Source organism: Amycolatopsis sp. NBC_01307 (assembly GCF_035975215.1).
Taxonomy (GTDB): domain Bacteria; phylum Actinomycetota; class Actinomycetes; order Mycobacteriales; family Pseudonocardiaceae; genus Amycolatopsis.
In genome coordinates this window covers 1,885,828-1,907,671 of the sequence record NZ_CP108403.1, presented here as the reverse complement: position 1 = coordinate 1,907,671, position 21,844 = coordinate 1,885,828, and the positions used below count along the sequence as shown (strand labels likewise).

At 72.9% G+C, this 21,844-nt stretch carries 18 protein-coding genes; 7 read left to right on the top strand and 11 right to left on the bottom strand.

The features are described from left to right. Positions 1 to 67: 67 nt before the first annotated feature. Together OG439_RS08180 and OG439_RS08175 are read right to left on the bottom strand one after the other, a co-directional pair. Positions 68 to 1,156 carry a DUF917 domain-containing protein gene (locus OG439_RS08180; protein WP_326948757.1) on the bottom strand — a complete coding sequence of 363 codons (1,089 nt, stop codon included), beginning with the start codon at positions 1,154 to 1,156 and terminating at the stop codon, positions 68 to 70. Continuing rightward, a complete protein-coding gene (locus tag OG439_RS08175; RefSeq protein WP_326948756.1) occupies positions 1,153 to 2,724 on the bottom strand; it encodes a hydantoinase/oxoprolinase family protein in 1,572 nt (523 codons plus the stop codon). Before OG439_RS08175 ends, OG439_RS08180 begins: the two co-directional genes overlap by 4 nt. Positions 2,725 to 2,933: 209 nt before the next feature. Between OG439_RS08175 and OG439_RS08170 the strand changes: the two genes are divergently transcribed. Further along, positions 2,934 to 3,812 (top strand): hypothetical protein, encoded by an 879-nt coding sequence (locus OG439_RS08170; protein ID WP_326948755.1) that lies wholly within the window; start codon positions 2,934 to 2,936, stop codon positions 3,810 to 3,812. A gap of 7 nt (positions 3,813 to 3,819) precedes the next feature. On the opposite strand, the gene OG439_RS08165 is transcribed toward OG439_RS08170, so the two are convergent. Further along, the gene (locus OG439_RS08165) at positions 3,820 to 5,010 is read right to left on the bottom strand and encodes a sensor histidine kinase (RefSeq protein ID WP_326948754.1); all 1,191 of its coding nucleotides are present in this window, start codon (positions 5,008 to 5,010) and stop codon (positions 3,820 to 3,822) included. Next, entirely contained in the window at positions 4,994 to 5,638 is a 645-nt protein-coding gene (locus OG439_RS08160) for a response regulator transcription factor (protein ID WP_326951508.1), read from the bottom strand. Before OG439_RS08160 ends, OG439_RS08165 begins: the two co-directional genes overlap by 17 nt. 954 nt (positions 5,639 to 6,592) lie before the next feature. On the opposite strand from OG439_RS08160, the gene OG439_RS08155 reads away from it, so the two are divergent. After that, on the top strand, positions 6,593 to 6,985 hold the full coding sequence (locus OG439_RS08155; protein ID WP_326948753.1) for a hypothetical protein: 393 nt from the start codon (positions 6,593 to 6,595) through the stop codon (positions 6,983 to 6,985). Positions 6,986 to 7,144: 159 nt separating this feature from the next. On the opposite strand, the gene OG439_RS08150 is transcribed toward OG439_RS08155, so the two are convergent. After that, entirely contained in the window at positions 7,145 to 10,099 is a 2,955-nt protein-coding gene (locus OG439_RS08150) for a DUF7507 domain-containing protein (RefSeq protein WP_326948752.1), read from the bottom strand. Positions 10,100 to 10,236: 137 nt separating this feature from the next. Next, on the bottom strand, positions 10,237 to 10,674 hold the full coding sequence (locus OG439_RS08145) for a hypothetical protein (RefSeq protein WP_326948751.1): 438 nt from the start codon (positions 10,672 to 10,674) through the stop codon (positions 10,237 to 10,239). Between the two features lie 284 nt (positions 10,675 to 10,958). Here OG439_RS08145 and OG439_RS08140 point away from each other — a divergent pair, with 284 nt between their 5' ends. After that, on the top strand, positions 10,959 to 12,485 hold the full coding sequence (locus OG439_RS08140) for a hydantoinase/oxoprolinase family protein (RefSeq protein WP_326948750.1): 1,527 nt from the start codon (positions 10,959 to 10,961) through the stop codon (positions 12,483 to 12,485). Continuing rightward, positions 12,482 to 13,564 carry a DUF917 domain-containing protein gene (locus OG439_RS08135; RefSeq protein ID WP_326948749.1) on the top strand — a complete coding sequence of 361 codons (1,083 nt, stop codon included), beginning with the start codon at positions 12,482 to 12,484 and terminating at the stop codon, positions 13,562 to 13,564. Before OG439_RS08140 ends, OG439_RS08135 begins: the two co-directional genes overlap by 4 nt. Here the strand turns inward: OG439_RS08135 and OG439_RS08130 are convergent. Together OG439_RS08130 and OG439_RS08125 are read right to left on the bottom strand one after the other, a co-directional pair. Further along, positions 13,496 to 14,203, bottom strand: coding sequence for a lysoplasmalogenase family protein (locus OG439_RS08130; RefSeq protein WP_326948748.1), 708 nt, complete (start codon positions 14,201 to 14,203; stop codon positions 13,496 to 13,498). The genes OG439_RS08135 and OG439_RS08130 overlap by 69 nt on opposite strands. Positions 14,204 to 14,307: 104 nt before the next feature. Next, positions 14,308 to 15,051 (bottom strand): hypothetical protein, encoded by a 744-nt coding sequence (locus tag OG439_RS08125; RefSeq protein ID WP_326948747.1) that lies wholly within the window; start codon positions 15,049 to 15,051, stop codon positions 14,308 to 14,310. Between the two features lie 254 nt (positions 15,052 to 15,305). On the opposite strand from OG439_RS08125, the gene OG439_RS08120 reads away from it, so the two are divergent. Beyond that, entirely contained in the window at positions 15,306 to 15,881 is a 576-nt protein-coding gene (locus OG439_RS08120; RefSeq protein ID WP_326948746.1) for an RNA polymerase sigma factor, read from the top strand. On the opposite strand, the gene OG439_RS08115 is transcribed toward OG439_RS08120, so the two are convergent. Continuing rightward, a complete protein-coding gene (locus OG439_RS08115; RefSeq protein ID WP_326948745.1) occupies positions 15,871 to 16,605 on the bottom strand; it encodes a hypothetical protein in 735 nt (244 codons plus the stop codon). The two genes, OG439_RS08120 and OG439_RS08115, sit on opposite strands and share 11 nt — an antisense overlap. A gap of 163 nt (positions 16,606 to 16,768) precedes the next feature. On the opposite strand from OG439_RS08115, the gene OG439_RS08110 reads away from it, so the two are divergent. Both OG439_RS08110 and OG439_RS08105 read left to right on the top strand, forming a co-directional pair. After that, entirely contained in the window at positions 16,769 to 17,134 is a 366-nt protein-coding gene (locus OG439_RS08110) for a hypothetical protein (protein ID WP_326948744.1), read from the top strand. 169 nt (positions 17,135 to 17,303) lie between these two features. Beyond that, positions 17,304 to 17,924 carry a helix-turn-helix transcriptional regulator gene (locus OG439_RS08105; RefSeq protein WP_326948743.1) on the top strand — a complete coding sequence of 207 codons (621 nt, stop codon included), beginning with the start codon at positions 17,304 to 17,306 and terminating at the stop codon, positions 17,922 to 17,924. On the opposite strand, the gene OG439_RS08100 is transcribed toward OG439_RS08105, so the two are convergent. Next, positions 17,897 to 18,751, bottom strand: a complete 855-nt coding sequence (locus OG439_RS08100) for a hypothetical protein (RefSeq protein WP_326948742.1) — start codon at positions 18,749 to 18,751, stop codon at positions 17,897 to 17,899. The two genes, OG439_RS08105 and OG439_RS08100, sit on opposite strands and share 28 nt — an antisense overlap. A gap of 344 nt (positions 18,752 to 19,095) precedes the next feature. Further along, complete coding sequence (locus tag OG439_RS08095; protein ID WP_326948741.1) at positions 19,096 to 21,597, bottom strand: choice-of-anchor D domain-containing protein; 2,502 nt, start codon at positions 21,595 to 21,597, stop codon at positions 19,096 to 19,098. Positions 21,598 to 21,844 lie beyond the last annotated feature (247 nt).

Below are 21,844 nucleotides of genomic sequence, written 5' to 3'. Positions count from 1 at the left end.
CTTCCATCGACGCCGCCTCGCCAATCTTGATCATCTCCCGGGCCGCGGGGGCTGCCCGAAAGGGCGGTCACGGGGGCAGCAGCGGATCGAGGTCGAGGCCGAACGCCTCGGGGCCGGCGAGGTGCGCCAGCCGCGCGTCCTCCCACTTGGGATCCGAACGCAGGCGCACCACCGACACCGGCAGGCCCAGCCGGAGCTTTTCGATGTCGATGAGCTCCCCCGCGTCGGTCAGCAGGCAGATGATGTCGGGCACGGTCGCGACGACCTCGCCGTCGATCGCGCAGACCAGGTACTCCTGTTCCGCGTCGATCCGGGCGATCCGGCTGTCGTCCTCGACGACGACGGCCCAGGGCTCGCTGGCGCGCACCGAACTGCTCAGTTCGGTGATGGTCCCGTGGAACAGCCGTCGGCCGCCGATCCGCGCGATGAGGTCGCCGACCGTGCCGGTCAGCGGCGGGGTCAGCGCCGCCCCGATCATCCGGGCGCGGCTGAGCGAGCCGCTGATCCCGCGCTCGCTCAGCTGCCGGGCGGGCAGCAGGTAGAGGCTCACCGCGGCCCAGCCGCCGAAGGCGACGGCCACCGCGTCGCCCAGCCGGTCGACGACGGCGATGTCGTCGGTCCGGAGCACGATGTGGTTGTCCTGGTTGTCCACGAAGCTCACCGTGCCGGGCGGCAACCCGGTGGCGGACAGGATGATCTGGTTGAAGTGCTGCGAGGCCCGGCCCATCAGGTCCCCGTCGACGACCGGCAGGCCCAGCTCCAGCGCGGCCAGCGGGGCGGCGAAGGCGTTGAGGCCGCCGATCTCCACGTTGGCCACGCCGGCCAGGCGCACCCCGTGCCGGTCCGCGACCAGCTGCGCCGCCCGCGCGAGTTCGGTGCCGTCGGGGAGCTTCTCGCCGAGGATGGCGGGCGAGCCCAGCATCGCGACGTGCACCACCCACGCGTCCGGAGGCAGGTCCGCGGCCCGGACGACCGGCAGCGTCTCCCCCGACCGCATGGCGTAGGCGAGGACGTCGTAGAGCACCGATCGGTGCCAGCCGCCGCCCCGGCCGCAAGCCAGCACCAGCGCGCCCCGGTTGACGACGTCGAGGTCGGCGAGGCCGAGCGAGGTGATCGGCTCGGGTTCGGGCGTCAGCGGCCCGCCGGCGCCGCTCACACCGGCTCCGGCTGCGGCCGGGCGCGCTGGATGTCTCCCACGGCGCGGATCCGGACGCGGGTCACCTCGTTGTCGAAGTAGCCGAGTTCCTGCAGGTTCACCGAGATGATCCGGACCGAGTCCGGGTCGGCGCCCGCCGCGACCGCCCGGGCCGCCGCTTCCTCTTCGGCGTTGCTCAGGCGCGTCCCCAGGTCGTCGGCCGAGGCCTGGAACACCCGGTCGATCTCCGCGCCGGCCTGCGCCATCGCGGCCCCGACGGCGTTGGCCATGGCGTGGTGCTCCGGGCGTTCGACGTGCGAGATCCCCGGCAGCCGCGACGGGACCAGGAAGCCGGCGCCGCCGACGGCCACCAGCGGCGGCCGCCGGATCGTCGTCCGGACGCCGTTCACCGCCTCGGCGAGCCGGACGTGGATGTCGGCGAGGATGTCCTCGCAGCGCCCGCGGTCCCAGTCCGCCACCAGGCCGGCGTCGCCGACGTGCGGGGCCAGCCCGGCGGCCACCGCGACGTCGGTCAGCGTCGGCCGGGTGCCGCCGAACACGACCGCGGCGCGGTGCAGGTCGCGCCCGACGCTGTCGGCCAGCACCACCTCGCCGTCCGCCCGCAGGTCCAGCAGGGAACCACCGCCCACGGCCAGGGACCGCAGCTCCGGCATCCGGAAGTTCGTGTACACCCCGTTGACCCCGACGTTGTCGACGGAGGTGCGGGGGAAGCCGTGCCGGAGCACGCCGACGTCACTGGTCGTCCCGCCGATGTCGGCCACCACACACTCGTCGCGGCCGCTCAGCAGACCGGCGCCGCGAATCGAGTTGCTCGGCCCGGAGGCGAACGTCGCGATCGGGAACCGGCGCGCGTAGTCTACGTCCATCACGGTGCCGTCGTTCTGGCTGACGTAGACCGGGCTGGTGAAGCCGAGGCGCGCGATCATCGCGGACACGCCGTCGAACACCCAGTTGGCCATGCCGATGAGGCAGGCGTTGAGGATCGTGGCGTTCTCCCGGCGCAGCAGTCCGATGTGGCCGATCTCGTGGGACCGGCAGACCGTCACGCCGGGGACGCGCTCCTCCAGCAGCCCGGCGGCCTGCTCCTCCAGGGCCGCGTTCATCGGCGAGAACACCGAAGTCAGAGCCACGGACCGGACACCGCCGGCGGCGATGCGATCCACGATCGACAGGAACATCCGCTCGTCGAACGGCAGTGCGGCCCGGCCGTCGTACTCGTGCCCGCCGGCGCAGATGTAGCGGTGCGGGCCGAGCGCCCGGGACAGCGCTTCGGGCCAGGTCCCCATCGGCGGGATCGCGCGCGGGGACGGGACGGCGAAGCGGATCGCGGCGGTGGGGGTCAGCCCCTGCACGGCCACCACCGCGTTGAGGAAGTGCGTCGTGCCGATCATGACCGCGTCGACCTCGCCCATGGTCACGCCCGCGGACGCCACCAGCGCGGTGAGGGCCTGCTCGATCCCCAGCGTCACGTCGGCGGAGGTGGGCCGCTTGGCGTGCGCGACCAGCCGATCGCCCGCCATGAGCACGGCATCGGTGTTGGTCCCCCCGACGTCGACACCGATCCGCACGCACACCCCCGCTCGTCGAGCACTCGGCGGACGGCCACGGCGACCACCGCACCGGACCGGACAGGCTTTCGAAACTACCCCCGTTGCGCGCCCGGCACCGGACGCGAACCCCCCACCCGGGTGAGCCGTCCCAGGTGGACGGTGCGATTGCCCGAAAGGTTTCACCTTCGCTTGCCGTGGTCATCCCGCGAGGTTCGACCATGGCGTGCATGGACGTGAACATGGCGAGCATCCCCGACTACGACGTCATCAAGATCCCGCTCTACGCGTGGGCCGAGCAGGAGTTCCGCTCCGTCGCCGCGATCATGAACCTGCTGGAACTGGCCGCACTGCCGGAATTCGACGAGCCCGAGCCGACCAGCGCCGAAGCGGCGGAGCAGTACCTGCGCGAGGCTTGGCGCTTGGACCAGGAAACGGCCGTGATGCTCCTGATCCCCTTGGCGCAGCAGGACCAGTGCACCGAGCTTCGGAACGCGCTCGAGCTGGGCGCCGACGCGGCCACGACCGCGGAAGCCATCCTCGGGCTGCCCTACGAGGCTCGGCTGACGTTTCAGAACGAGCTGATCTCGCAGTGTGAAGACCGGCTGGCGGAGATCGCCAACGATCCGGGCGTGCGGGCGACGATCGCGGCCTACGCGGCCGGCCTCGAGGAAGCCGAGGTGGCCGCGGAACCGACCGCCCGCGACTACTACGACCACTACGCCGGCAACCAGCCGCAGTACGACGCGCTCAACCGCGCCTACCTGAACGACCTGGCGCAGGGCAGCAGGACGAGCTACTGGCAGTGGGGCACGATCGTCCTCGTCGGACACGACAACGGGACCAAGTGGCTGCGCAAACACATCGGCGAAATCGCCCAGCGAACCGTCCGGGGCGAGCTCACCCGGGAGGAGAAGCAGCTCGGCCTGACCGCCCACGCGGGGTACCTGCGGATGGTGGCCCGGGGCCGGGGCCTGGATCCGGGCCGCATCACCGTGCAGGACAGCGTCCCCCCGCTCAGCGTCTTCGACCGGGAACTGACGAACGCGCTCAAGCGGATCACGAAGAAGAAGATCCAGACCGAAGGTCTGAAGGAAATGAACGACTGACCCCGGCTCAGCCGGGCAGCCACACCTCCACCTCGGTTCCGCCGCCTTCGCTCGTCCGCAGGGTGAAACTGCCCCCCGCGCCCTCCACCCGGACGCGGTGGCTCGCCAGGCCCACGTGGCCGCCGGTCAGTCGCTCGGCGAGGATCGACGGCGGGAAACCCACGCCGTCGTCGGTGACGGTCAGGCCCAGGCGGCCCCGCTCCTCGCGCAGCTCCACGCGCACGTTCCGGGCCCGGGAGTGGCGCACCACGTTGGCGAGCAGCTCCCGGGCGACCGAGTAGAGCATCGCCTCGGCCGGGTGCTCGGCGGTCACCGCCGCGTGGAAGCCGACCGCGAACCCGCCCCGCTCCGCGCTGCGCTCGCTCAGCGTCTCGACGGCGGCGGCGATGCCGAGCTCCAGCAGCACCCGCGGGTGCAGGTCGAACACGGCCTGGCGGAGTTCGGCGACCGTCGTGTCCAGCAGGTCCAGCACCCGGGTGCGCTCCTCGAGCGGCACCGGTGCGTCGGACAGCTCCAGCCGGGCGGCCATCAGGCTCTGGACGGCGCTGTCGTGCAGGGCGTCGGCGAGCGCGGCCCGCTCCCGCTCCTCGGCGCCGATCAGGTCGGCGACGAGCCGTTCCTGCACGCCGACCAGGTCGGCGATCCGGCGTTCGCGCCGCACGAGCAGGGCCGCGACCACCGTGCAGACGACGCCGAACCAGACCAGGTAGCCGGCGAAGCCGAACGCGCGCAGCAGGTCGTAGGGCGCGCCGCGGTCCGGGTCCAGGCGCTCGATGTCGGCCGGGTCCAGCGCCAGCGGGACGAGTGCGAGGTAGGCCAGCGCCGACGCCGTCCCGGCGAGCGCCGTCAGCCACGGCCGGTAGCTCGCGACCGCGGTGAAGGGCACCAGGATGTAGGCGTACCCGATCTCCGAAGCGGGACCGCCGGCGAACAGCGAGAGCACCGTGATCGCGCCGATGTCGATCGCGGCGGGCAGCAGGAACGACCACGTCGCCGTCCCGAGCCGCCAGGCGAGGAAGGCGAGGGTCCACGCGCCGTAGAGCCCGAGGGTGACCAGGAACGCCGTCCAGTGCGCGGTCTGCGCGACCAGCGTGCTGACCAGCATCGGCAGCACGACCACGACCCGGCTCCAGGCGGCTCCCCCGGTGATCGGCCGGGTCGCGGCCGCCGGCGGCCGGCCGCTATTCGACGAGGCCACGGCGCATGGCCTCGGCGACGGCCGCGGCCCGGTCGGAGACGCCCAGCTTGTCGTAGAGCTTCTGCGCGTGGGCCTTGATGGTGCTGGGGCTGAGGAACAGGTTGCGCGCGACCTGGGGAATGCTCAGCCCGGCCGCGAACGACCGGAGGATCTCCCGCTCGCGGTCGTTCAGCGCGGGCCCCCGGGAGGTGGCCCGCAGCCGGATCTGGCCGGCCACCCCGCCCGCGACGGCCGGCGGCAGCACAGTCTGACCCGAGCTCACACGCAGCACCGCGTCGAGGATCTCGTCGCTGTCGGCGTCCTTGCCGATGAACCCGGCCGCGCCGGCCTCCAGCGCCCGGTAGGCCACCACGCCGTCCAGCAGCGCGGAGATGATCAGCACGCGGCAGTCCAGCCCCTCCCGGGCGATGGTCGCGGCCACCTGGATCCCGGTCAGGTCCGGGAGGTTGTAGTCGACGACCATGGTGCACGGCGCGTGCTCATGGGCCGCGGCGAGCGCCTCCCGGCCGGTCCCCAGCTCGGCCACCACCCGGATGTCGGCCGACCGCTTCAGCACGCGGACCAGCCCGTCCCGGTAGATCGGATGATCTTCGACGACGACCAGCTTCCCGGACCGGCCCGTCCCCACGTCAGTCAATGCGCTTCTCGTTTCGGTGATCATTCGGCCCTCCGCATCGAGCACACACCCGGTACGCGCGGCGGGCGAAGTCCGGCCGCGAGGCCGATCAGGCAGTTCCCCTCATCGTCGTTGTCCGATCGGACAGGCCGATCGGACTGGCCGACCGGGTGCGGCACGAACGTGCTACCCGCCGACGTCCTGGCCGTGTTCCCGGAACTCTCGCCGGCCGGCGCCTTCCCGAGAAACGAACCAGGGTGTACCGCGCGACCCGCCGGGACGGCTCGGGGAAGCCGCCGGCCGGCGCATCCCGGCGATCGCGGCGCGGCCGGCCGCGGTGACCGTGACGCCGGAAGCGGACCGGCTGACTCGGCTGCCGACCGGCCGGGTGCTCCTGTGCCGGCGTGGCCTCGGCTGCCACATCCGGCGGCTCCGGCAGCGGCCGCGGGCGAACAGCCGGCCCGACCGCCCCCGGTGATCCGCGCCGCCGCTCCCGGCACAGCGGACTCCCGGAGCAATTCGCCCGGCAGTTCACCGGGATCACGGTCCAAGCGGATCGTCATGCATCACCCCTTCGCAATTTCCGCGTCGCGAAGCGTAGCCGGCACGGGCAGCGGTGACCGCACGATTCCGGTGAGCTTCCGGCATACACCCACCCGCACGCGCCGAAATGGGAAATATTCTCGATCATGTCCCGGTAAGCACGACATCCTGCTCGGCAAAACGACAGGATGATCAAGCTCAGCGTGCTCTTTCAGGCAGACACCCTCACCCGGCACAGCGCAGTCATTGACTCGGATAATCGCGTCCAACAAAATTCGAATGTCTCCCCACCCACGTTGTACTGACAATTTTCCGGACCCGGAAGAGTCGGCCAACACCACACCGAAAAGGAACACGGAAAATGATCACGAACAAGAATTCACGGCACCGTTCCCGGCCCGCGGAGCCCGGGAGGTCGTCCGGATGTCCGGCGGGCTGCTAGCGAGACCCCGGCGGGGGCCCGTCGACCTGCGGGCCGTCGCGCTCGTCGCGGTCGCGGCCGACGGACTGCTCACGGTCGCCTACTTCTCCTTGCTGCTGGCCGTTTCCCTCGCCCAGGTGCTGACCGTCGCCGCCGGGGTCATCGTGCGGCTCCGGCGCGCCGAGACCACCCTGGAGGGCATCCTGCGCGACGAACTGGGCCCGCGGCGGCTGAGGACCGGCACCCGGGTGGTGGTCGCGGCCGGGCGGCACGCGGGAAAACGAGGCGAAGTCGTCGACGACAAGCCGGTACCGACCCCGGATCACGTCCGGGTCCGGCTCTCCGAAGCGGACGTGGAAACCCTGGCCCGGGACTCACTCACGGTGCGCGACTGAATTCCCGGTCCGCTTTCCGCACGACGAAGCGCTGGGTGTCACCGTTCTTCACGGTGACACCCAGCTTCGTTCGGTGGCCCGCTCGCGCGGCCACCGGGTGGGCGCGTCCCCCCGGCCGTGGCCCGCCGAGCACGACCGGGGGAACGCGTGTTCTCGGGGTCAGCCCCGCCGGCGGCGCCGCGCCGGCCGGACCAGCAGCAGCAACCCGCCGCCGACCAGCACGAGCATCGCGCAGATGGCCAGCAGCCCGCCGACGTCGGAACCGGTGGTGGGCAAGGAACCTCCGGACGACTTCGTGGCGGCGGCGCCGGCCGCCGCGGGCGGCCCGGTCGTGGTCACCACGGCCGCGGCCGACGACGAAGCCGAGCTCGCCGGATCACTGGTGGCGCTCGTGGGCGGCGAGGTCGTGACGCTGGTGTCGTCGACCGGCGGCGTCGTGGTCGTGGACGTCACCGGATCGGCGCCCGTGGTCCGCGAGACCGAGCTGGTCGTGTCGACCGTGTTGCCGCCCGGATCCGTCCCGCTCGCGGTCACCGCGAACCTGATCGATCCCGCGGCGACGTCGGCCTTCGTCACGGTGTAGGTCGGCGTGCAGGTGAAGGTCCCCACCGGCTCGATCGCGTCCGTCGGCCCGCTGCAGTCCAGCGTCGCGTCGTTCGCCTCGACGACCGGCACCACCCCCGAAACCGGCACGTTGCCGCTGTTGGTGACCGCGACCTCCAGGATGGGCTTGTCGCCGGTGTTCACCACGCCGTCGAAGTTGGTGTCCCCGGCGTCGGTGACCTTGATCGTGCTCGACAGCTTGGCCAGCTGCGCCAGCGCGACGGTCGTCGTACCGGTGCCGCTGACCGCGTTGCCGTTGGGCGGCTTCCCGGACACGAGGAGCGTGTTCGCGAGCTGTCCGCCGCTGATGTCGTCGGTGGTGATCGCGTAGTCGGCCGAGCAGGTCGCGGTCGCGTCCGGGTCGAGCTTCGCCTGGTCGCAGGTGAACGCGATCTCGGTGGCCGGCGCCGGTGTCTGGGTGTCCTTCGTGGTCAGTGTCGAAAGGGTCACCGTGCCGGTGTTCTTGACCGTCGCCGCGTAGTGGACGACGTCGTCCTTGGCGGGTTTGCGAGTGCTGGGCGTGGAAGTCGTGTAGACCAGATCGGCCGTCAGACCGGGATCGGCCGCGAGCGTCACGGTGTCGGGCGTGTTCTGCTGCGGCAGTTGCGTGCCGTTCGTGTCCCCGGCCGACCCGGTCGCCGTCAACGACACCCCGCCGGCGTTCATGTCGTTCAGCGTGATCGTGTAGGTGACGTCGCACTTCACGGACGCCCCGGGTTCCAGGACGGCCGCGGACTGGTTGCAGGCCAGCAGCGAAACCGCCGCGTTCTTCAGCGTCGCCGTACCCCGGTTGGTCAGCGTGGCGGTGAAGGCGACCGTGTCGTCTTTGCGCGGCTTCGCAGCGGCGGGCCCGACGTGCGTCAGGGTCGTCTCGAACTTCGTCACCTGGGTCAGGGCGATCGGCACGTCGACGACGTCGGACGTCTTCTGCGCGGAAGCAGCCGAGGCCTTCGCGGCGATCGATCCCTTCTTGACGTCTTCCGGGGTGACGGTGTACGCGGCCGTGGTGCACGTCGCGCTCTTGGCCGGCAGGATGTTCGCGGTCGAGCAGTTGAGCGTGACTTCGGCCGGCCCCCCGGCGGGCGGGTTGGCGACGGGCAGCTTCACGGAGCCGGTGATCCCGGTCAGGGTCGTGTTCCCGGTGTTGTTCGTGGTCAAGGTGAAGGTCATCGTGCTCCCGGCGACGAATCCCCCGGCCGGCGGGTTCGAGACGACCACGGGGGCCGCCAGGGTGATGCCCGGGGCCGGGGTGATCTCCGTGGTCGTCGGGTTGCTGACGAGCGAAACGGTGATCGGGTCGTCCGCCGGCGTCGTGAACTTCGCGGTGATCTGCCCGCTGTAGGACGAGTGGCCGTCGATGTCGGCCTGGGTGACCGTTCTCGTGTAGGTGCACTCGACCCGCTCGCCGTCCGGCGCGCCGTAACTGGACGGTGGCGCCAGCTGGGTGTTCAGGCCGCTGCCGTCGCTGACCGTTCCGGTGAACTTCTCGCACACCGAGATCTGCGAGTTCGCGGGCGGGTCGACCAGGACCCCGCTGACGGTGGTGTCACCGACGTTGCGCACGACGGCCGTGTAGGTGACCTTGTCCCCGCTCTGGATCGGGCTGGTCGCCGGCAGCGCGGCGGTCAAGGTGACGCTCACCCCGCTCCGGTGGTAAGCGACGCTGCTGGTCGCCGGCGAATTCGAGAGGAACGACGGGTTCAGCGAGCCGAATTCGGGCGCCACGTAGGAGCTGGCACCGCCACCACCGTTGCCACCGGCGACAAGACCACCGCTCCGGCCGGCTCCGCCACCACCGCCGCCCGAACACCCGCCGCCGCCACCGCCACCGGCGGCTCGGGCGCTCGCCTGCTCGCCGTTGCCGCCTTGACCGTTCGAACCCGCCGTGCACTGGCCGCCGCCGGCGCCGCCGAGAGCGTCCGAGTTGAAGCCGGTTCCGCCCATGGAGCCACCACCCGGGCCGCCGGCGTTGCCCCCGCGACCGCCGGTGCTGCCCTGGTTCTGGTTTCCGCCGCCCCCGCCACCGCCCGCTTCGACGAGGATTTCCTTCGTGGCGTCGTCGATCACGGCGCTGCTGCCGCCGCCGTACCCCGAGCCGTCGCCGGAACTGCCTCCTCGATGACACCCGGACTGCGCGCTCGCCTTGATGAATCTGAGCAGGGTTCCGGCCGGGATGACCAGCGTCGCCGTCACCGTGGCGCCGTTCCCACCGCCGTTCTGCCCGTCCGACCCCACATCCCCGCTCCCTCCGCCGTTGGCGCCGCTGACCACCAGCTGGATCGCTTTGTCGGAGGACCCCACCTGGTAGGTGTCCCCCGTGCTGCCCACGCCGGCGTCGCACGTACGGGGGGTGTGGCTGGCCAAGGCGATGTACCCCGGCGACGCCGGAGTACCGACCGCGCACACGGCGTACACCGCCACCGCCAAGGTGCCGAGCAGCGCGGCGGGTTTGGCCCACCCCACGCGGAACCGGGCTTTCGGGGTGACTGACACGCTCTTGCGCTCGGCCAATACGACCTCCTCGGGGAACCTGCACCGAAAATCCGCGTGAGTCCTCGCGGATCGTCCACAACGTACGTTCGTGGTCCCGCCGCGGCGGTCCTCGGCGAGGCACCCCGCCGGGCAGCGGGCGGTGCGCGATGAGGCAGTCAGGCCAGCCGGACGGTCGTGTTGCGGGTGATGAACACACCGGTGCCCGCCTTGGTCGGGACGGGGTCCGTCTTCGGGGCGCCCGGGACCGGGACCGGGTTGGTGGCCGGGGTCTGCACGGTGAACGTCACCGGGAACATCGCGCCCTTGAGCAGGAACGAAAGCCCGTTGCGGCTCGACGACGTGAAGTGTGCCGGGGGCAGCGCGATCACGAAGGTCCCGGTGCCGCCGACGGTGAACGGCGGCGACACGTACGGCACCGGCACCCGGAGCGCCGGCGGGAGTTCGTCGCCCTTCAGGCAGGCGGCGACGCGGATCGCGGTGACCGACCGGCTCGACCCGAGCAGGGGGACCGCTTTCTGGACGATCGGCACGATCACCGGTGCCGCCATCGCGATCTGCAGCTCGTCGCCCGTGCGCAGCAGGAAATCTCCCACGGCTGACTCACCTCCGAACCGTCGGTCCTTCACGCTACGCCGCGGGATTCACGTACCGCTTGCCCGAACGGGTAGCCCGTCACCCGGCCGGGTGGTCAATGCGTAACCTCGCGCGGCTGGGGGAATCCGCTGTCCGTCGACGCGGTGCACCGCGCGCTTCGGTGCCAGGAGCCTGGGACAACGGGATTTTCGCAGACGAGGAGGTCCGACGTGGAGGGTCGAAACACCATCCCGCCGAACACCGGAAGCCCGGGATCTCGCGCAGCCGCGAGCGGGGGCCGTTGATGCGGATCGGGATCGACGTCGGCCGGTCCACCACCGACGGTGTGCTGGTGGACCGCGAGCGCGTCCTCGGCGCCGTCAAGCTGCCGACCTCCGGCGACCACCTTTCGGTGCTGCCGGCGGTGATCCGCGCCCTGCGGGCGGCGACCGGCTTCGCCCCGGACGCGATCTCGGCGGTGATGCTCGGGACCCGGCAGTTCCTCGACGCCGTCACGCAGGCCCGCGGGCTGGTCCCGACCGCCGTGATCCGGTTCGCCGTGCCGTCACCCCGCGGGCTGCTGCCGCTGGCGGGCTGGCCGCCGGAACTCGCGCAGGCACTGGGCGGCAAGCACTTCGTCCTGCTCGGCGGCTGCACGGCCACCGGAGGAGCCCTCGGCCCGTTCCCCACCGCGGAGTTCCTGCGGGCGCTGGAAGAGATCGACGCGGCGGGCATCGGCGACGTGGCGCTCTCGTCGGCGGGCGCAACCGTCGACGCCGGCTTCGAGCGGCGCGCGAAGCAGCTGATCGAACACCACCTGCCGCGGCTGCGGGTCACCCAGTCGCACGAAGTCGGGCACGTCGGCCTGATCGGCCGGGAGAACGCGACCGTGCTGAACGCGTCCCTGCGCGCACTCGCCGACCGGACGCTGACCCGGGTGTCGGCCGACCTCGCCGCGGCGGGGATCACCGCGCCGCTGTACGTCAGCCAGAACGACGGCACCGTCATGGACGGCGAGCACGCCCGCCGGTTCCCGGTCGCCACGTTCGCCGCCGGGAGCGCGAACGCGATCCGGGGCGCGGGTTTCCTTTCCGGGTACCAGGACGGTGTCGTCGTCGACATCGGCAATTCCCGGACGCGGATCGGGCTCCTGCGCCACGGCTACCCCCGGACCACTGTGGACACCGTGCGCACAGCGGGCGTGCACACGAATTCGCGCACCCCCGACGTGCGCATCCTCGGTGTGGGCGGCGGTTCCTCGGTGCGCGGAACGGGTACCGGCCTGCGGCTGACTCCCGGGGTGCACCCGCTGCCGCGGGTCCTCGGCGGATCGCACCTGACCCTCACCGACATCGCCGTGCTGGCCGGGGCCACGCAGCTCGGGGATGCGGGACGGTTGCCGGGGTTCCCCGGGCACGTCGCCGCACGGATGCTGGCCGTGGCCCGCCGGCGCATCGAGGACACGGTCGCCGCCGAGCACACCGGACCGTTGATCGCCGTCGGCGGCGCGGGCTTCCTGGTACCCGACCGGGTCGACGGCGTCGCCGAGGCCGTGCTCCGGCCGGAAGGGTTCGCCGTGGCCGGTGCGGTGGGCGCGGCGGTCGCGGACGTCGGCGGGCACGTCGACCGGATCGTCGGCAGCCGCGGGCAGGACGTCGAAGCACTGACCGAAGCGGCTTGCCGGGAGGCGGCGGAACGCGCCATCGCGGCCGGTGCGGCGATCGGGTCGATCACCCTGACCGACGTCGACGTGGTGCCGCTGCACCACCTGCCGCAGGAGATGACCCGGATCCGGGTGCACGCGGTCGGCACCCCCGGGCCGGGCCGATGAGCGCCGCGGCCGCGGACTCCGCCCGCCCCGGGCTGACGCTGCTCGACCGTGCGGCGCTGGCCGACGTCACCCGTGGTGGCCTGGTGCTGGCCGGCGGCGCGGGACAGGGGCCGCACACGGCGCTGCTGACCGAGCTGATGTGCCACGTGCTCGGGCCGGCCGGCGCCGTTCCCGTGGTTCCCGCCCGTGACCTGCCGGGTGACGCCTGGGTGGCACACGTCGCGCTACGCGGCTCACCACTGGCGCTCAGCGAGCTCCCGCCGAGCGGGCTGGAACTGTCCGAGGCGGCCCGGGCCCTGGCCGCCCACCGCGGGGTCGAGCTCACCGCGGTCGCCGGCGCGCAGGTGGGCGGGATGAACGTCGTCGCGGGGGCGCTCGCCGCCCACGACCTGGGGCTGCCGGTGGTGGACGGTGATCTGGCGGGCCGGTCGTTCCCGGGGCTGGCCCAGCTGCTGCTCGGCGGGACCCGCCCCGTGAGCGGGCCGGTCGCGCTGCAGGACCCCCGTGGCAACGCCGCGCTCGTCGAATGCGGCTCGATCACCACGTGCGAGCGCCTGGTCGAAGCCGGGTGCGCGGGCCTCGGCGGCTGGGTGGCGATGGCCCTGTGCCTGGTCCGGGCCGGCGACCTGGCCCGGGACGGCGTCGGCGGCTCGCTGACGCGGGCCTGGCGGATCGGCCGGGCGCTGGCGCCGCCGGTGGTGCTCGACCCGGCCCGGCTGGTGGCCGCGACCGGTGGCGAGGTCGTCTTCCGCGGCACGATCACCGAGGCGCGGCGGTCCGCGGCACCCGCACGGCCGTGGGCGATCGCGCTGGAGGCCGGGACGGGCGAGGTGGCCAGGGTCGACGCGCGGGAGCAGTTCCTGGCGGCGGCGGTGAACGGGCGGCCGGTGGCGACCACCCCGGACGTGATCTGCCTGCTCACCGACGCCGGGACCGTGGTGGACGTGGATACGCTGCGCCCCGGCCTGACGGTCTCGATCGCCCGGTTCACCCTCGACCCGCGGTGGTACTCACCCGCGGCGCTCACCCACATCGGACCGGCCGCGCTCGGCATCGGCCCCGCGGCGGCCTTCACCTGACCCCGGCGTGTGGATGAGCCACTGGGCGACGCCGTAGGTGAGCATCACCATCAGGTCCGCCGGGCGCGACCAGGTGGGCGGCAGGACGAACCGGCGCAGCCCGATCAGCGCGTCCGACAGCATGAACACGCCGGCTCCGGTGACCACCCGCCGCGAGCCGGGGCCGCGCAGGCCGGCCGCGGTGATCGCCATGGCCGCGATGGCCAGCGCGTAGGCCCGGACCGGGCCGGCCAGGTCGCCCGCCGCCCGGCCGAAGAACCACGCTCCCCCCACCCCGGCGGCGGCGATCGGCGCGGCGCGGCGCAGCGGCGGCCGGCCGCCACGGGCGGCGAACGACGCGGCGTAGCCGGCGTGGGCCGCGGCGAACGCCGCGATTCCGGCCCGGAAGTGCCGGTCGGTGGTCCCGAGCAGGGCGAGGTCCCCGATCCAGGAACCGGCCAGGCCGACGGCGAGCCCGGGGTCGGGTGGCGGCGCGGCCGCGGCCAGGACCGGCACGAGCACGGGCTTGGTCCACCACCGCGGTGCGGCCGAACCGGTGAGCGCGGCCACCGCGTCGGCCGACAGGCACCAGGGGAAGGCCCGCCGCGCGACCCCACGCAGCCGCCGCGCGGCCGGACCACGCACGCCAGGAGCACTCATCGCCCGAACGTACGCGATCACCGAGTCGCCGGCCCCGCGAGCCGGGAACGGCCGCCGCGTCACGATCGGTCCCGGCCGCCGGGACGGCTCGTCGCGGGGCCGCCTCACGACCAGGCTCCGACCGAGTCCAGCTGCTGCCGCGCCACCCGCGCGATGTAGAGCAGCCAGGTGCCGATCACCGCGGTGCCCGCGCCGGCCAGTACCAGCAGGTGCGCGGCCCGGCACAGCGCCCGCGGGCCGACCTCGGCCGCGCACAGGTGGGTGAACAGCGCCCGTGCGGTCAGCGCCAGCGGTGTTTCCGGGATGGCCGCGGGCAGCGCGTTCGCGACCGAGACGGCGTCGCGCGCCCCGCAGGACCAGTGCGTGGCACCCGCCGCGGCACTGGCCGCCAGCAGGGGCTCGCGCCAGTCCCCGACGTCGACCGTCGACACCACGAACCGGGTCGCCTCGGCGAGCACGGCCCGGCGGGCCGCGGGTGCGCGATCGAGCTCGGTCAGACCCTGCGCCTCGTAGCCGAACAGGGCCACCAGGTAGAGATCGCCCCGCCACTGGTCGAGGAACTGCACCACACCGCTCAAGAACTCCGAAGTCGGCTGGTCGCCGTGTGGCGGGTCGTACCAGAGGCCGAGCTCGAAGGCCTGGCTGGGCAGCAGCTGGCTCGGCTGGGCCTCGACCGAGCCGGTGGCCACCACCGCGAGCGGCCGCCCGGCCTCCCCGAACAGGTGGAAGCCCACTTCGGGTGACCAGCACCAGGCGACCCAGCCGAGCGGTGCCGGGCCCGCGGCTTCGGGCAGGCTTCCGCAGACGGTGCAGCTGCGATCGGGCGGTGGCGCGTCGAGCGGTACCAAGGGATCAAGCCTTCCCGTGCGTCGAGGCGAATGGAACCGGTACTGGACTGATGCGCGCCCCGGCCGGAAAGTTGGGGACGGTGACCGCGCACACACTCCCGGTCACGCCGCGGCGTGTGTGCGGCCGAGAGACAGAAGTTGGTGCCGCGTGGGAACTTTCACAGCGGCCGCGCGGGAGGCGTGGGCTCCACGAGACGTCCGGGCGAGCCGTTAACATCCGCCGGGATCTGCCGACCGGGCGAGGAGTGGAACCGATGACTGCACCCGCCGACACCTTGACGCTGCTGGCCGAGCGGGCCCGCGACGGTGATCGGGGAGCGCTGGACCGGCTGCTGCGCGAGGTGTGGCCGGACGTGCTGCGCGGCTGCGGCCGGTTCCTCTCCCACGTCGAAGACGCCGAAGAAGCGGCCCAGGACGTCCTGCTGATCATCGCCGAGCGCATCGGCGGCTTCGAAGGGCGCAGCTCCTTCCGCACCTGGTTGTACGCGGTGATGGCCAACAGCTGCCGCCAGAAGTACCGGGCCCTCCAGCGCCACGCGGCCGAGCGGATCCCGCTCGAGCGCCACGACCAGGTCCCGGACCCGCGCCGGACGAGCCTGACCGCCGGGTCCCGGGTCGACCTGCTCGACGCGCTGGACCAGCTCGAGCGACGGACGCGCAACCTCGCCCAGGCGTTGGTACTGCGGGACTTCTGCGGGCTGGGCTACCGCGAGATCGCCGAGCACCTGAACGTCCCGGTGAGCACCGTGCGTTCCCGCATCCACGACGCCCGGGTCATCATGCGGACTCTGCTGCGGGAAGAGCGCGCGGCCGCGCCACTCACCCGGTGACCGGTCCGGCCACGACCTCACCGGGCTGTCCGCGGGTGTAGGCGCGGACAGCCACGTGACAGGCGTTGATCTCGTCGATGATCGTCGCGTACCGCTCGGCCCAGCCGGTGCTCGTCGCGAGGAACGTCGTCAGCCCGGCACCGAGCGTCGCGTCGAGGGCCAGTTCGAGCCCGTCGAGCCGGCGGCGCAGGTTCCGGGCGCGAGAGCTCGGCCGGCGACGCTCGGCCGGGCCGGTGGCGGTCGCGGTGGGCCCGCAATATGAGTCCGGTCGCGGTGCCCGCGCCCCGCCGCCGGCGCGCACGAGGAACCCGGTGGCGTGCTCCGCGATCTTCAGCCGCGACCGGCGTTCACCGAGTGCGACGAGGTCACGATGGGCGGTGACCGGCGGTTCGGCGACACGCTCGCGCTCCCCGCCGGGTGTGCCCGATCGGCCCCTGAACTCGTGCAGCGCCGGCCCGAGCAGCAGAGTGACCCGGCACAGCCGCTCGAACGTCGAGGAGGCCAGCACGTGCAGGACGGCGAGGGTGCCGAGCATCGACTCGGCCGTCGGGTCCCGGCCGGCGAACGGCCCGGCGGTGCCCGGCGCGAGACCCGGGGGACGCGCCGCCAGCCGGGCACGGTCCCGTTCGTAGGTACCGACCAGCGCGGCGATGTCCTCGTCGTGCAGGGACGGCACCCACCGACCGGCGAGCAGCGGCGGGAACGGTGGTCTCTCCTCGGCCATGGTGCCGATCGTCCGCGCTCCGGGCGGCCCGGCCTCACCCGAAGAGGAATCCGCCGGGGCAGCGGCCCGGTTCGCGTGGCCGGTGCCCGATCACGCAGTACGCGGGGGCGGCACCGGCGCGAAGATGCGGGATGAAGCGACCGCTACCGGATGGGGAACCACCATGGCACTCGACGTCCACTACGAATGGCGCAAGACCACCGAGTACGACGTGGGATTCACCGTCGTCGCCCCCGAGATCCACCTCGGCGAGGTGCCGTTCGACGAGGACTGCGTGGTGTTCTGCTTCACCCCCAGGTTGTTCACCGCACGCCTGCGGTGCTGGGCGAAAGTCGTCTACACCGACGACAAGGAACCGTTCAACAACACCGCGTCCGTCGTGCTGGAGGAGGACGGCGATGAGCGCAAGTACATCGCCTTTTCGTCCTTCGGCTGGGCGGACGAGCAGTGCCGGGTCCCGATCGGACGGTGCAAGTACGAGGTCTGGCTGGAGGGTTCGGGCAGCGTGACCGTGCAGCTCTTCGTCTGACCGCACGGGCAGCCGGGGTGCTGACTCTGCACACGACGATCCTCGGCGATGGCGGGTTTGCACAGTGCCACCGGGAGGAACCGGAATTAGCATTCGCCGCGAGGCCGGGTCACGGTCCACCACCTGCCGCAACCGCCGCACGGTCGGGCACTGGAGTTCTGGAGTCAGCATGAACCGCATCCCCGTTGTCGTCCGCGGCACCGACTCGATGTCCACGATTGGCGTCTCGGCCACCTTGCGCTACGAGGTGGAGATCCAGCTCCTCACCGATTTCACCGAGCCCGAAGAGGGGGTCGCGGTCGTGATCGGCGACACCCTCGACGAAGAACTGCTGCACGTGCTGAGAAGCCTCCGAGCCGAAGGGTGCCGAAGAGTGGTCCTGGTCATCCGCGCTCTCGCGGACGAGGAGATGCTGGAGGCGATCGAGCTCGGGGTCACGGTGCTCGTCTGGCGCTCCGAAGTGTCCGCGCCGAAGATGGTCCACGCCATCCAGCGGGCCTCGATCGGCGAGCCGGACCTGCCGCCCGACCTGCTCAACCGGTTCCTCTCCCACGTCGCGCGCGCTCAGCGGGAAGGGACGGCGAACACCGCGTTCCCCGCCGGGCTGGGCGACCGCGAGGTCGCCGTGCTCCGGCTGGTCGCCGACGGCCTCGACACCAAGGAGATCGCCGACCTGCTCAGCTACTCGGAGCGCACGATCAAGAACATCCTGCACGACATCACGAACCGCTTCCACCTGCGCAACCGCTCGCACGCGGTCGCCTACGCGATGCGGGAAGGCTGGATGTAACCCGGGATCGCGGGCACGGCGACCAGCCCCGTCACCGCGTCCAGCACCCGGCGCGAGCCCAGCAGGCCGCCGAGGATCTCCGCGGCGGCTTCGACCGCGGCGAGCAGCGCGGTGTAATCGGCCAGCCACGTCCCCAGCTGCTCTTCGAAGAGGTCCAGTTCCCGGCCGGTGCTGGTGAGCAGGGCCACGACGACCTCGGACAGCCGCGCCAGCACGTCGAGGACGGTGGTTTCCGCGGTGGCCGGGCGAGCCGGGGTCGCGCAGGTGAGGGCGTTCCACTCCCCGGCGACCAGGATGTACTGGCTGACGGCGAGTTCGGCGGTCACCGCGAACTGGGTGTAGCCCCCGGCCCGCCGCAGCAACCGGCACGTGTGGCCGAGCGCGGCGAACGCGGCCTGGTCCACCGGGACGGTGGGCAGCGCCCGTCCGCCGGGCACCCCGACCAGCGCCGCCAGCGCGGCACGCCCTTCGTCGAGCCACAGCGCGCCCAGGTGCCGCAGTGCCGGGACCACCGGGTTCCGCAGTCGCTCGAGCAGGCCGGCCCCCTCCAGGACGGCGAGGCGGAGCTCCATCAACGTCCCGCTCATCCGGTTCAGCGCACCCCGCTCGTCCCCGCCGGACGCCGCGACGCGCAGCCAGGCCTCGCTCCCCCGTCCGTAGTCCGCCAGCAGGCGCCGCGGATCCCCCGTGTCGTGGGCCCACTCCGCCCACCGCGTGAACTCCAGCGGCGCGAGCAAGCTTTCGCGCAGGGAGCAGCCGGGTTCCGCCGGGGGTGGGGTGGCAGCACTACGTTCCTGCGCGCGTTCTGCGGTCGCCGTGGCCTCCATCGCCCCAGCATGCTCCGGTGCCGCGGCGGGGTTACGCCCGTTCGGGCACTCGTTCGGGCAGGCGCGCCGGCCGAGCGGGCCGGAGCGGGCGCACCCCGGGCCGGCGGCAGCACTCCGGACGACGACCATGAGCGTGCTCCTCCTCCGGGACGGCCCGCGGCGATCGTCGGTGAGCCGGTCGACGCGCTCGCGGGCGCCGGTTTCGCGCAGCGACGCGGTCCACTGTGGTGAAAGCGTGTCCAGCGTAACGCGGCGAACGCCCGGTGGACCGGCCCGAACAGGCACCACGGGACGCAGCCTCACCGGGAACCCTTCCGCTTCCGCGGTCGAGCCCGGTGAGGGGGTCATCCGGTGAAGTCCGGGGGCTCGGACGACCGCTGCTGGATCAGCACGCCGGCCCGCGCGGACACGGTGCCGCCGGCGTCCTGCGCGGTCAGTTCCAGCGGACCGGTCGCGCTGTGCGGCAGCAGCAGGTACGCGACGGCGAACCCGCCCTGCGCGTCGGTCGTGACCGGCTGGGCCGGCCCCAGCCCGGTGATGCTCATCGCGGTCGACACCGGCAGGCCGGTCGCGGTCACCGTGACGACCCGGCCGGGTTTGCTGACGGCCGGCGTGATCGTGAGCGTGGGCGTCACACCGGACCCGGTGAGCAGGACCTCCGTGGTGGCTCCGGTGCTGTCGGTGATCTCGGCCGTGGCCGGGCGCACGCCCCCGGCCCGGGGGGTGTGCGTGAACTCCACGGTGCACGTCGCGAAGGTGACGAGGGTCCGGCCGGTGCACCCGTCGGAGCTGATCGCGTAATCCTCCGGGAAGCTGTCGGTCCCCAGGGCCGCGGGCGGCAGGGCGACGCCGGTCACCACCAGCGGGGCACCCCCGCGGTTGATCAGCACCACCGGTTTCGGAGCACTCGTGCCGAGCAACCGGCCGGGCCCGAAATCGGTCGTCCCGGAGGTCACCTCGATCCGCCCCGGCCCGGGCGGCGGTGCCGCACCGCCCAGCCCGACCAGGGGAATCGTCGTGCTCGTTCCGCCGTCCGCGGACGACAGGGCCAGCGACGCGGTCCGGGCCCCGGTCGCCGACGGCGTGAACGTCACCGTGAGCGCGCACCGGTCACCCTCGTACAGGGTGCTCCCGGTGCACGTCTGCCCCGCGCCGACGGCGAAGTCGGCCGCGGCCGGTCCGGTGACGGTGACCGGGCCCACCGGGAGCGGACCGAAGCCGGACTGGCCGACGTCGAGGGTCGCGCTGGAGCTCTGCCCGGCCGGAGTGGTCGGGAAGGAGGCTCCCGCCGAGGCGAACTGCGGGGTGAACCGGTGCTGGAAGACGTCGGTGCTGTTGTTCGTGTCGGCGGCGACGAGATCGGTCGCCGCCGACGCGAACGAGACCACGGACCCGTCCGCCGAAACGGCGGGCGTGGCGCTGGACCGGTTGCCACCGCAACCCTCGGCGCCGGTGCACGCCGTCGTCGTGGCCGAGACCAGCCCGGCGGCCAGGCGCGGGGTCGCCGCGGCTTCACGCGCCAGATCGACCGTCACGTCCCGCGCGACGACCTGGCACACCACGAAGGCCTGCGGCCCGGTGAGACAGGTCGTCCCCGCGGTGTCGGCGCCGTCGTGCATCCCGGTGGCCGCCGTGACGAACGCGACGTAGCGGCCATCGGCGCTCAGGACGGGGTTCGCGCCGTCACCGTCCGTGCCATCGGTGCGCCGGGAGACCACCGTGGAGGTGACCGGTTCGCCCGGTGCCCCGGGCGCCCGCGCGCCGTCGCCGTCGGGATCGCGGTCCAGCACGATCACCTGCGGATCCGCGTCGGGAGCCGGCTGGTACTGGAACGCGACCCGGGCACCGTCCCCCGAGACCGCCGCCGCGGTCAGGGTGACGCCGGGTCCGGTCGCCGGGCTGCCGTAGGTCGAGCCGGACGCGGTCAGGTCCAGCCGGTCCGAACGGCCCGCGGCGAAGTCGTAGCCGACGACTTCCGGGACGGTGGTGACGAAGGGCAGGGTCACGGTCACGACCGTCGTGTAGACGAGGTAGTCGGCGTGCCGGTCGAGGACGGGGTGCGTCGTGTTCTCGTGCTGCGCGGCGGCCGGCGGGACGGCGACCACCGCGGCGGCGGACGGCGGCTGGAGCCGGCCCTGGGCGTCCTTGGTCAGGCGGGTGACCGACACCGTGTCGGTGGTGGTGTCGACCCAGGCCACCGAGCTGCCGTCGGCGGAGAGGTACGGGTGCGCCGACGGGTGGGTTCCGTCGCCGACATAGGTGCAGTAGGTCTCGCGCACCGGGTTCTGCGTGGCCGGCGCGGGAGGCGGGATCAGCTCGTCGAAGACGCCGTCGGCGTTGGTGTCGCGGTCGCAGACGTAGGCGTTCGTGACACCCTGCGGGATCGCCTGGTCGACGTTGCCCGCCGCGTCGGCGGTGGCCAGCGCGACGTACCTCCCGTCGGCGCTGACCGACGGTTCGGCGCTGCTCGCGAGGAAAGCCGACTGTCCACTTTGCCCGGACGGCGGAAAGGTGCCCAGCGGTGTGGAGTGGGCCACGCCGACCAGCGTCGCCGATCCGGTGACCCGATCGGTGGCGTAGACGTCCGCTTGGTTCGGCGAAGAGGTGTCCACCGGGTCCACGTCGGCCGTCGTCAGCTGGACCGTGTACCGGCCGTCCGCGCTGATCGCCGGCGCCGAGCTCGTCCCGTTCCACTGCAGGGGCTGGCTGCCGCCGGTCGAACTCCGCGCGGTGACGCCGTTCGCCGCGGCGTCGGCGGGGGCGGCGAGCACGACCACCGTCAGGAGCACGGCGGCCAGCCCGGCGGCGACCGCTCCGCGGCCGGGCACGCGTGGATGTCGGAGCACGTCCCCAGCCTCCCGCGGTCGCCGGGCGCGTCCGGGCCGAACCGGGGCAGCCGTCGACGCAGGTCTCCTGCCCGATCGGGCAGGAGCCGGCACCGGAGACCGCGCGGCGGTCGCGCGCCGAGGGGGTCCACGCTGCCCTCCACACGGTCTCCGGCTCCCGAGCGGCACGAACCGAGGGGGTGTCGTGCCACCCGGTGAGATCCCGTCGCGACGGGATCCGTTGGGGCGCAAGCGTCATGGGTGTCCG